Consider the following 9641-nt stretch of genomic DNA (forward strand, 5'->3'; position numbering starts at 1 on the left):
CCGGCGCGCGCCCGATTACCACGCCGTCGTGACCGCTGCCGGCCCGTCGTGCGACGGGAAGTGCGGCAGTACCTCCTCGGCCAGTTCCTGGATGATCTCCGCCGCGGGCCGTTGCGAGAACTGGATCCCCAGCGCGACATGGTTCACGCCTGCTTCGCGCCATTCGTTCAGCAGTGCGATGAGTCCGTGGCGGCCGGTCCGCAGGATGAACCCACCGTGCAGCGGCGTGCGCGGGTAATCGGGATCGTCGACGAGGTCGATCCATTCGTTGGTCATGTGCGGCCGGAATCCACCGTCGGGAATCAGTGCGCGCCACGCGCGGATTTTTTCTGCGAGTCGCTGCGGGCCGGCGCGGGTGTGCGAATCGCCGGGATAGGTCAGCCAGCCGTCCGCGTGCTCGGCGATCCACGTGAGCGGCTGGCCCGATGCGCCGGTGACGATCAGCGGTACCGCGCCGATGGTGGCCTTCGGAAGCAGCTCCGCACCGTTGAAGCGGCCCAGTGGGGATTCGATCGTCAGGTTTCCTGCCCGCATCAGTTTGCGGAAATAGGCGACTGCGTGCGCGAACCGTTCGCCGCGCGACGCATGCGCGAGACCGTAGGCCGGAAACTCGATGGGCCGGTCGCCGGACGCGATTCCCATGACGAGACGGCCGCCCGACAACCGGTCGATGGTGGCCGCGCCCTTGGCCAGGTCGATCGGATGGCGCAGCGAAAAGATCGCGCTGCCGGTGGCGAGCGCAATGCGCGTGGTTCGGGCAGCGAGGAAGGACAGGTAGGTGAACGGGTCGAAGACCTGCCCCGCATCGCCGAACGACGGGTCGAACAGCGGCACGTCGCGGACCCATACGGCAGCAAAGCCGCGGTGGTCGATGTCCGCGACGAGGTCGGCCTGCCCGGTCAGTACGCGCATGTCGCCTTGGTAGGCGCGCAGCGGCAGGAAGATGCCGAGGGTCAGCTGGTCCGCGGCGAACATGCGCCGATAGCCGGGGTGGGCGGAAAAAGCCGGATTCGACGCTCCGCTAGGCGCTTGCGAGTCATTCATGGCATGCAGGGTCAGTGACGGTGTGGCGGTTCGGGAAGAGCGAGTCCTTGCGCGTGGTCGCTGCGTTGAAACTGTCGGGCGACCTGCCGGCGCCGGGATCGATCATGCGGTTTTGATGTAGGCGAACTAAATCTGATGGTGTGTGTGATTCGTGTGCGCTTTCAGAATGTTCGGCTACATGTCCCGATGGAAAAAGCGATAATTTCTGCTCGATGAGTTTAGGCAAGCTAAATACAATGAGCGCCGCTCCGCCGCTCCGCCGCTCCGCCGCTCCGCCGCTCCGCCGCTCCGCCGTTGGAGGTGCTGCGTACCTTTGTCGAAGTTAGTCAGCGCGGCAGCATCAAGGCTGCCGCCGAGGCGCTTCATGTCACGCCGGGCACGATCAGACAGCCTGAAATATCCGCTGCTGCATGCGCCGACCGGGCCGACTGGCCACTCTGGTTTGCCGCGCATGGTGTGGCCCACGACACGCGGGCCGCGCGCGGCTCGGCCTTCGAGGACGACTTTCTGCTGATTCGCGCCGCGGAAGCCGGGCAGGGCAAAACGCTGGTGCCGGAGCAATACGCCCGTGACGAAATCGCCGTGGGGCGGCACGAGCGGGTGCTGGATCTCCGTGGCCCGCGCGGTTCGCCTGCTACGCGGTCATGCGCCCGGTTTCGAGCGCGGGCCCGTCGTAGGTGACGCGGAAGCGGCTCATGGCGTCGAGGGGGCCGGGATCGGCGGGGCCGGTACGGTTTTCATCGCGTGCGGTCATGTGGAAAGTTGGCTGATGACGCGGACGATACCTGAAGCGCATGCTTTCGGACGCCTTTCATGCAAGGTGCGAACCACCGGCCGCGGGCGATTTTGGCCGTCCGGCCAAGACGACGCTCGGACGTATCCCGGCCGTACCCGGCACACACCGAACTTTTCCGATACTTGCCCGGTCACAACCGCCAGCTTGCGGGCGCGCGGGCGCCCGGAACGCGCTTCCGGCCCCGGTATTCCCCGGCCCGCCCCGTGCGCATATCATTCGCACATCGCGCACCTGCCGACCGCAGGCGCAGCACACAGGGATTCTCGATGGACACCAAACGATCGCGGCCGGGCCTCGTCGCCGCGCTGCTCTGGGCGGCGCTGTATCTCGCGACCGGCTACATCTCGCACCAGTTCAACGGCCCCGTCCGGCTGACGGGCTACATCTGGCTGCCGGCCGGCGTGACGGTCGGCGCGTTCATGCTGCGGCCGATGCGCGAATGGCTGACGCTGGCCGGCGCGTTCCTGGTCGGGCAGCTCGCGCTGACCGGCATCGAACACGGCAGCCTGGTCAACGCGGTGCTGTTCACGGTCGACGAGGTCGGTGCGGCCGCGCTTGCGGTGTGGCTCGTCCAGCGTGTGCGCTTCTCGCTCGAAGGGCTGTATTTCCTCCGCTCGGTGATTCTTGCCGGCTTGATCGCGGGCGTGGTCGGCGCGATCGGCGGCGCGGCGTGGTACACGGTGGTCAAGGGCGCGCCGTTCTTCGACGTGTGGTCGGTGTGGGCCGCGTCCGACTTCGTCGGCGTGCTGCTGGTCACGCCGGTGCTCGCGTCATGGTCGCGCTTTCGCGCGCACCGCTCGGGCGACCACGAGCGCTTCGACCTGGTGCTCGGCATGGTTTCGTTCGTGCTGGTCGTGGGCGCCGCGCTCGTGATCTTCGACGGCGACACGTCGCAGAAATTCGGCACGGGCGCCGGCTTCGCGCTCACGTATATCCCGTTGTTCCTCACCGTCGCGGTGACGCTGCTGCTCGGCGGCCGCGCGGGCTCGTCGTCGGTGCTGGTGCTCGCACTGATCGTGATCGAGCAGACCGCGCAGGGCGACGGCCCGTTCGCGTCGTTTCACGAGCACTACGGCAGTGCGCTGCTCGAGGCGCAGCTTTATCTGGCGGTCGCGTCGCTGCTGGTGCTGACGGTGAGCACGCTGAAGACGACGCGCGAACGTGTGCACGAGCATGCGGCGGTCCTGCAGAACAACATGGAGCTCGCGCTCGCGAGCGCCGGCCAGATCGCATACGTGCTCGATCCGGAGTCGGAGCGGATCGAGTGGAGCGGCGACGTCGAGCGCGTGTTCGGCGTCGGCGTCGCTGCAGCAGAGATCGCGAGCGTGCCGCTCGTGCTCGAACGCGTGCAGCCGGGCGATCGCGCTGCGCTGCGCGACTACTGGAATGCGGAGATCGCCGGCGAGGATCGCGCGTCGCTGTCGCTGCGTATCGTGCAGCGCGACGGCGGCACGCAGACGATCACCGATCACGGCGCGCCGCTGCTCGATTCGAATGTCGACGTGACGGTGGTGGCGGGCGTCTGGCAGATCGAGCGCGTGTGGCCGGCGGACGAATGAGCGGAGACGCGTCATGACGGGCCGCACGGGCGTCCTGCTGATCCACGGGCTCGGCGGCACGCAGTACGATCTCGGTTCGCTGCACAAGGCGATGCGGCGTGCGGGCGGCGATACGCACATGATCACGCTGCCCGGGCACGGTACGCGCCCCGAGGATCTGGTCGGCGTGCGCGCGGAAGCCTGGCTCGACGCGGTGACCGAGCAGTATCGTGCGCTGGAAAACGAATACGACTCGCTGCATGTCGCGGGCATGTGCATGGGCGCGCTGGTTGCGCTGCTGCTGTGCCATCGCGTGCAGCATGCGCGCGGCCGGCTCGCGCTGCTGGCCACGCCGGTGTTCATCGACGGCTGGTCGACGCCGTGGTACCGGGCGTTGCGGCATGTGCTGTATCGCGTGCCGGGTGTCGCGGAGCGGATGCGCGTCGAGGAAGGCGATCCGTTCGGCATCAAGAACGCGACGATCCGCGCGATCGTGAAGAAGAAGTTCGAGCGCGAGGACAGTTTCCACTATGCGTGGGTGCCGCTCGCATGCGTGCGCCAGGTCGACCGGATGCGCGACTGGGCACTGGAGGCAGCGGCCGGCACGCCGTGCCCGACGCTCGTGCTGCATGCGCGCGAGGACGAACTGACGAGCCTGCGCTCGGCCGATTTCCTGCTGGAAAAGATGCCCGATGCGCGCGGGATCGTGCTGGAGAACAGCTACCACATGATCTGCGCGGACAACGACCGCGACGACGTCGCGCGCCACGTACTCGAATTCTTCGGGTTCGATCCGGTGCATGCGGTCAGCCCGGCGATGGCGCGCAGGATGGGGCGGCTGGAGACGTGACGGCGCAGCGCCTGGCGCAGAGGGGGCGATATCAGCCGCCCCGGGTACACATCGGGTAACGCATGCGAGCGCCGGGGCGTGGCCAATTCAAGCGGGTTCCGTCGCTCGTTGAGCCAACAGGGCCGATGCGGCCACCTGGTCGAGTACCGCATCGATGGCTGCGTCGTCCGGCGCAACGCCTTCCAGGTAGATGAATTCGACCGTCGAGATGCCGATGACGGCCAGCACCTGCTTCAGGTACGGGGTCAGGAAATCGGGCTGGCGTGCCGCTGCTCCCGTGCAGATGCCGCCGGAGCGCACCAGCACGAGCACAGGACGATCGGCCAGCAGGCCGACTTTGCCTTCCGGCGTGGACGTGAACGTGCGGCCGATACGCAGCACGTAATCGATCCACTGCTTCAGCGCCGCGGGTACCGTGAAATTGTGCATCGGTGTGCTGATCAACATGCCGTCGCTGTGCTCCACTTCCGCGATCAGTTGTTCGGAGCACGCGAGCGCGGGATCGGAATTCGGCTGCCTCGCGACCAGCGCATGCGCATAGTCGGCCGATATCGAAGGCAACCCGGGTTCACCGAGGCTGCGCGACACGACCCGTGCGTGGGGGCGGGCCGCCTGCCATTGCGCGATGGCGTCGCGCGCGATGCGCGCGCCCAGCGAATGACTGCCATGCGGGCTGGCATCGACAAAGAGAAGGTTGTTCATCAGGGCGCCTGCAGAGACTGACTGAAATGCATGCCACGGGACAGCATCCCCTGGCGGAAATAGAAGCGCTGCGCGAGCGCGTTGGACAAGCCGGTATCGAGTATCAGGTACAGACAGGCGTGTTGTCGCGCGTCGTCGCGCACCGCATCGAGCAGCCGCTCGCCCAGTCGTTGACCGCGCGCGTGCTCGGTCGCGACCAGATCGTCGACATAGACGAAGCGCCCGTACACCGTGTTTTCAAGATGACGGTATCCCGCCAGCGCGACGACCGCACCGTCCGGGCTGGCGTGCCGCGCGGTCAGCAGCACATAACCTTGTTCGGCCTGGCGGCGCATCTGCCGCACGAACGCATCGGCATCGGCTAGGTGCGGGCGCAGCTCGCGCATCACGTCGAACGCCGACCGGTAGTCCTCGTCCGTCACGGCGCGTTTCAAATGGATCTCTGGCATCACGATTGCTCCAAGGTAACGTCGTTACTTTACGAACCGGATGACGTATCCTGAAGGGTCAAAAAATGACTTTTTGACTAGGACATGAACTGCGACGATCTGATGCCGGACCGTCATCTCGACATGCCGGTCTATCGGCAGTTGTACCGGCGCTTCCGCGATGCGATCGAGACGGGCAAGCTTGCACCGGGCAAGCGCGTGCCGTCGGTACGGAGTCTGGCCAGCCAACTCAATCTGGCACGGGGCACCGTCGAAGCGGCCTATCAGATCCTCATCGGCGAAGGGTACCTGGTCGCACGCGGGCCGGCCGGTACAGTCGTGTCACCCCAGTTGCCGGATGGTCGGCAGCCGCGCGCGATCGCACCCAGGCCGGACGACCCGCCGCGCGGCGATCCGGCGGCGCGCGAGCCGAAGCCGTTTCAGATGGGCATTCCCGCGCTCGATGCGTTTCCGCGCATGCCGTGGATACGGCTGACAGGGCGTCATGTGCGGGCGATGGCGATCCCGTCGCTCGACTACGCGCCGCCGCAGGGTCTCGACACATTGAGGCGCGCGCTGTCCGCCTATCTCGGCGTGTCGCGCGGCATCGACTGTTCGGCCGGGCAGATCTTCATCACCGCGGGGTATCGCGGTGCGCTGGATCTGATTTGCCGGACCCTGCTGCGTCCTGGCGACACCGGCTGGTTCGAGGATCCCGGCTATATCCACGCCCGCCGCCTGCTCGAGCACGCGGGCATGCGGCTCGTGTCGGTGCCGGTCGACGACGACGGCTTGTGCGTGGAAGCGGGGCAACACCGTGCGCCCGATGCGCGTTTTGCCGTGGTCACGCCGACTCATCAAAGCCCGCTCGGCACCGCGCTGTCGCTGCCCAGACGCCTGGCCTTGCTCGACTGGGCCCGTCAGCAGCGGGCCTGGATAATCGAGGACGACTACGACAGCGAGTTCCGTTACCACGGCCGTCCGCTGCCCGCGCTCAAAAGCCTGGATCGCCACGATCGCGTGCTATACACCGGATCGTTCAGCAAGGTGCTGTATCCGGGCTTGCGGCTGGGCTATCTCGTCGTGCCCGACGCGCAGGTCGAGGCGTTTCGCGACACCGCCGGCTGGCTCGGCGGCAGCGGCCAGATGCTGATGCAATCCGTCGTCGCCGACTTCATGGAACAAGGGCACTTCGCGCGCCACCTGAAGAAAATGCGCGCGCTCTATGCAACCCGCCGTGCGTGGCTGGTCGATGCGCTGGTCAAGGTCTTCGGCGATACGCTGCACGTTCCGCCCCGCGCGGGCGGCCTGCATGTCGTGGCCTACTGGCGCACGGCTGTCGACGATCGCGCCGTCGCACGTATGGCAGATCTGCAGGGGTTTTCCATCCAGCCGCTGAACGACTGGAGCCCGGGCGGCCGGATGCCGCCCGGCATGTTGCTCGGCTTCACGAACCTGACGTCGGCGCAGCAGGCATTGACCCAGGTTCGACGCCTGCACCGGCTCGTTCGTGCGTGAACCGCGTGTGGCGGTAACGCACCGGCGGCCCGGGCCGGGCACCTCGGTCATCGCCGGCGCGTGATTCCGAGCCGGGGTGACGCCGTTACCCGGCCTCCGGTCGGCGTGCGATCCGTTCACGGGTGGCAGGCGACGCAAGACAGGTGGCCACGGCTTCGTAGCCGGGTGCGCCGGGGTACGGTGCGACGCGGGCAGGTGGGCTATGGTTGGCGGGACACAGAATGATCGCTTCGTCGGGCCCGACGGCCGACAGATCCAGCATCGCCGACGAGCGGGTCAGCATGAACAGCGGCCGCAGGCCGTCGGCCCTGGCGCGTCGGCGAAGGCACGCAATCAGCGCCTCCTGCGTGGGCTGGTCGAGATCCTGTTCGATCATGTCCACGACCCGAGCGCCGGCGCCGTCCGCCTCGAGGCCGGCGAGCAGCACGGTTAGCGCCGCAGACGGCGTGGCGCCTTCGTCCGCGAGCCATGCCGACGTGCGCGCGACGCGTGCCTCTAGCGCCGGATCGACCTGCAACGCGGCGAATGCCGCCGCGCCGCCGTCCTCCAGTCGGTCCAGCCCGATGAACGTGGCGCTGGGCAATGCGTCGGCGAGCCGGAGCGCCAGCCGCGTCTTGCCGCTGCCCAGCGAACCGATGATGTAGTTCAACGGACGGATATCGCGCAACTCGAACCATTCGCCGCCCCACGGCCAGGGGAGACTGAATGCAACGCCAGTGGCCGCCGGGTCGAGCAGGCGAGTCAATTCGCCGTCGTCGGGCATCCGGCCGCGCGCCAGATCGGCGCGGATCGCGCGAACCCGGTCGACCTTGCCGACCAGATCCTGAATGCCGCGTTCGAGCGCCGTTTCATGGGCCGCCAATGCGTCGCTCAGGCTGCGGGCGTCGCCGCTCAGTACGCTCGCCACCTGGGCGAGACTCAAACCGAGTGCGCGTAGCGCCGCGATTTCGGCCGCACGCGCCAGATCGTCCGGGCCGTAGGCCCGGTATCCGGCCACCGTCCGCCCGGGCGTGACCAGTCCTTGCCGCTCGTACAGCCGCAGTGCCTTGACCGATACGCCAAGCCGCGTAGCGGCTTCCGATGCGCTCAGGCCGCGCGTGACATCGCTCATGGGACACCTTCGGGTCGTCGATTCGTTGCGATCAGCATAAAGGCGATCCCAGGGGCCGGGTCAATCGGGTACCGGCATGTTTTGGCCGGCCGCGATGCGGGAACGCGCGCGTCGAACCGCCGATGAACGACGCCGCATATCTGGGAGAATGCGGTTGCGCCGGTTCACGGCCGTCGCGGCAATGGCAAGGGATTCAACAGGTGAAGAATTGACCGACAACGAAGAACTTTCGCTCCACCGGGAGAGCCGCTTCTGGCGGCTGCCGCTCGTGAGAGCGTGGATCCAGGGGCATGGCCGCGACGGCTATTCGTTCCGCCTGCTGCTGTGGCCGCCGGTGATCGTGTTCGTGCTCGAATTCGTCTGCGTGATCTTCGATGCGCTGTACACCAGCATCGCGATCAGCGCCGTCGCGACGCTGTTCCTCGGCTTCGCCGGGTACCACGGCGCGCAGCGCGAATGGCTGGTGCCCTCCGCGACCACGCGCGCGCTCGTGAAGGCACGCATGAAGAAGGCGGCCGAGCGGTTCTCGTCGCTCGGCGTGGGCGCGACCGTGCTCGCGATCTTCGTCGCGGCGACGTCGCTGTCGCTCGTGATGTCGGGTCAGCCGGTGCTCGACAGCGTCTCGAAGGAGGCGGTGTCGATCTTCATCGCGTTGGTGTTCCTGCCGGTGTACGTGTCCGGCGCGGTGCGCAAGCTGGCGATCGCGCGGATCGAGGAAGTGGAGGCGCTGCGCAACGCGACCCTTGGCACCCGCCTGAAATTCGACCGGGCCGGCGCCGTGCGCGCGGTCGTCGTGCAGGGCGCGGCCGGCAAAGGGACGGTGTCCGTGCTGGAGTACACGGTGCTCGGGTTCAACCCGCCGCTCGAACAGGTCGGGCGCGAACCGCGGGCGTGACGGCGTGACGGTGTAAAGGCGGGTGGCGTCTCGATGCAGAAGCAAGAGAAAGCCGCCTACTCTATTGCATTTAAAGCGATTTCCCCATGTCGCTTTAGACGCGTGGACGTAAATCCGGACATGGATTCATGTCCTGGCGCTTCGTGGATGACCATGGATAACAGTGGAGATGCCTGATGCCACGGGGAAACGTGATCCGTGGATACCCAAGCACGGCAGACCATCAGCCGCGAACTTGGGCACGAAAGGACGCAGATTACGGCGGTGTATTGGGGGCGGTGACAGGGCCGTGAAAAACGATACGAGTGAAGCTGTCAGCCCTCTAAGTCGCGGCAATTGCTTTAGTGATAAAGAAGCAGTAGCGGACTTCCAAGGCATGCTTTTACTTCCTCAATAGGTACGCACTGCGGCCCCATCTGTTCTAAATATTTGCTCGTCAATCGAGCAAGGCAAGACGCGTTGGTCATGGCTTGTTTGTATATTTTCGAGTTCTTGGTTTTCGATAGATTCAGCTCATCCACCAAGCCAAATCCCGTTTGAAATGACGGCTCCAAATCTCTGCTTACATCCGTCGCGAATTGATATTTGTCCCAGCACGCCTTATACCCAGGCGGCGCATGCGGAGAGTCGCTATGGAATGACAGCGTAGTTCTTAGTATTATGTCGCCGACTATAAAAAAATACTCCGGCCTTGGAATGTAGTCTATAGCATCCTGATAGCCAAGAGAGTAGGCGTGTTCGTAACGACCTTCGAGGAAG

The 9641-nt window shown here is 66.2% G+C and carries 10 protein-coding genes; 5 read left to right on the top strand and 5 right to left on the bottom strand.

Going from position 1 to position 9641, the window contains the following annotated elements; all coding sequences use genetic code 11:
* Window positions 1-15: 15 nt before the first annotated feature.
* A complete protein-coding gene (locus tag JYJ84_RS06415) occupies window positions 16-975 on the bottom strand; it encodes an LLM class oxidoreductase (protein WP_205182879.1) in 960 nt (319 codons plus the stop codon).
* Between the two features lie 369 nt (window positions 976-1344).
* Here JYJ84_RS06415 and JYJ84_RS06420 point away from each other — a divergent pair, with 369 nt between their 5' ends.
* The 3 genes from JYJ84_RS06420 to JYJ84_RS06430 all read left to right on the top strand — a co-directional run bounded on the left by JYJ84_RS06420 (window position 1345) and on the right by JYJ84_RS06430 (window position 4228).
* Complete coding sequence (locus JYJ84_RS06420) at window positions 1345-1725, top strand: LysR family transcriptional regulator (protein WP_374102089.1); 381 nt, start codon at window positions 1345-1347, stop codon at window positions 1723-1725.
* 381 nt (window positions 1726-2106) lie between these two features.
* Window positions 2107-3399, top strand: coding sequence for an MASE1 domain-containing protein (locus JYJ84_RS06425; protein WP_175222128.1), 1293 nt, complete (start codon window positions 2107-2109; stop codon window positions 3397-3399).
* 13 nt (window positions 3400-3412) lie between these two features.
* The gene (locus JYJ84_RS06430) at window positions 3413-4228 is read left to right on the top strand and encodes a carboxylesterase (RefSeq protein WP_122948488.1); all 816 of its coding nucleotides are present in this window, start codon (window positions 3413-3415) and stop codon (window positions 4226-4228) included.
* 87 nt (window positions 4229-4315) lie between these two features.
* Here the strand turns inward: JYJ84_RS06430 and JYJ84_RS06435 are convergent, their stop codons facing one another.
* Both JYJ84_RS06435 and JYJ84_RS06440 read right to left on the bottom strand, forming a co-directional pair.
* Window positions 4316-4930, bottom strand: coding sequence for an FMN-dependent NADH-azoreductase (locus JYJ84_RS06435; protein ID WP_175222129.1), 615 nt, complete (start codon window positions 4928-4930; stop codon window positions 4316-4318).
* Complete coding sequence (locus JYJ84_RS06440) at window positions 4930-5379, bottom strand: GNAT family N-acetyltransferase (RefSeq protein WP_175222130.1); 450 nt, start codon at window positions 5377-5379, stop codon at window positions 4930-4932. The genes JYJ84_RS06435 and JYJ84_RS06440 overlap by 1 nt, the downstream gene beginning before the upstream one ends.
* Before the next feature lie 84 nt (window positions 5380-5463).
* Here JYJ84_RS06440 and JYJ84_RS06445 point away from each other — a divergent pair, with 84 nt between their 5' ends.
* Window positions 5464-6876, top strand: coding sequence for a PLP-dependent aminotransferase family protein (locus JYJ84_RS06445; RefSeq protein WP_175222131.1), 1413 nt, complete (start codon window positions 5464-5466; stop codon window positions 6874-6876).
* A gap of 85 nt (window positions 6877-6961) precedes the next feature.
* Here the strand turns inward: JYJ84_RS06445 and JYJ84_RS06450 are convergent, their stop codons facing one another.
* On the bottom strand, window positions 6962-7987 hold the full coding sequence (locus JYJ84_RS06450) for a MerR family transcriptional regulator (protein ID WP_175222132.1): 1026 nt from the start codon (window positions 7985-7987) through the stop codon (window positions 6962-6964).
* A gap of 208 nt (window positions 7988-8195) precedes the next feature.
* Here JYJ84_RS06450 and JYJ84_RS06455 point away from each other — a divergent pair, with 208 nt between their 5' ends.
* Window positions 8196-8882 (top strand): hypothetical protein, encoded by a 687-nt coding sequence (locus tag JYJ84_RS06455; protein ID WP_175222133.1) that lies wholly within the window; start codon window positions 8196-8198, stop codon window positions 8880-8882.
* Between the two features lie 341 nt (window positions 8883-9223).
* Here the strand turns inward: JYJ84_RS06455 and JYJ84_RS06460 are convergent.
* A partial coding sequence (locus JYJ84_RS06460; RefSeq protein ID WP_205189137.1) for a hypothetical protein occupies window positions 9224-9641 on the bottom strand: 418 nt, incomplete at its 5' end.

The organism is Burkholderia sp. LMG 13014 (genome assembly GCF_905232215.1).
Taxonomy (GTDB): Bacteria; Pseudomonadota; Gammaproteobacteria; order Burkholderiales; family Burkholderiaceae; genus Burkholderia.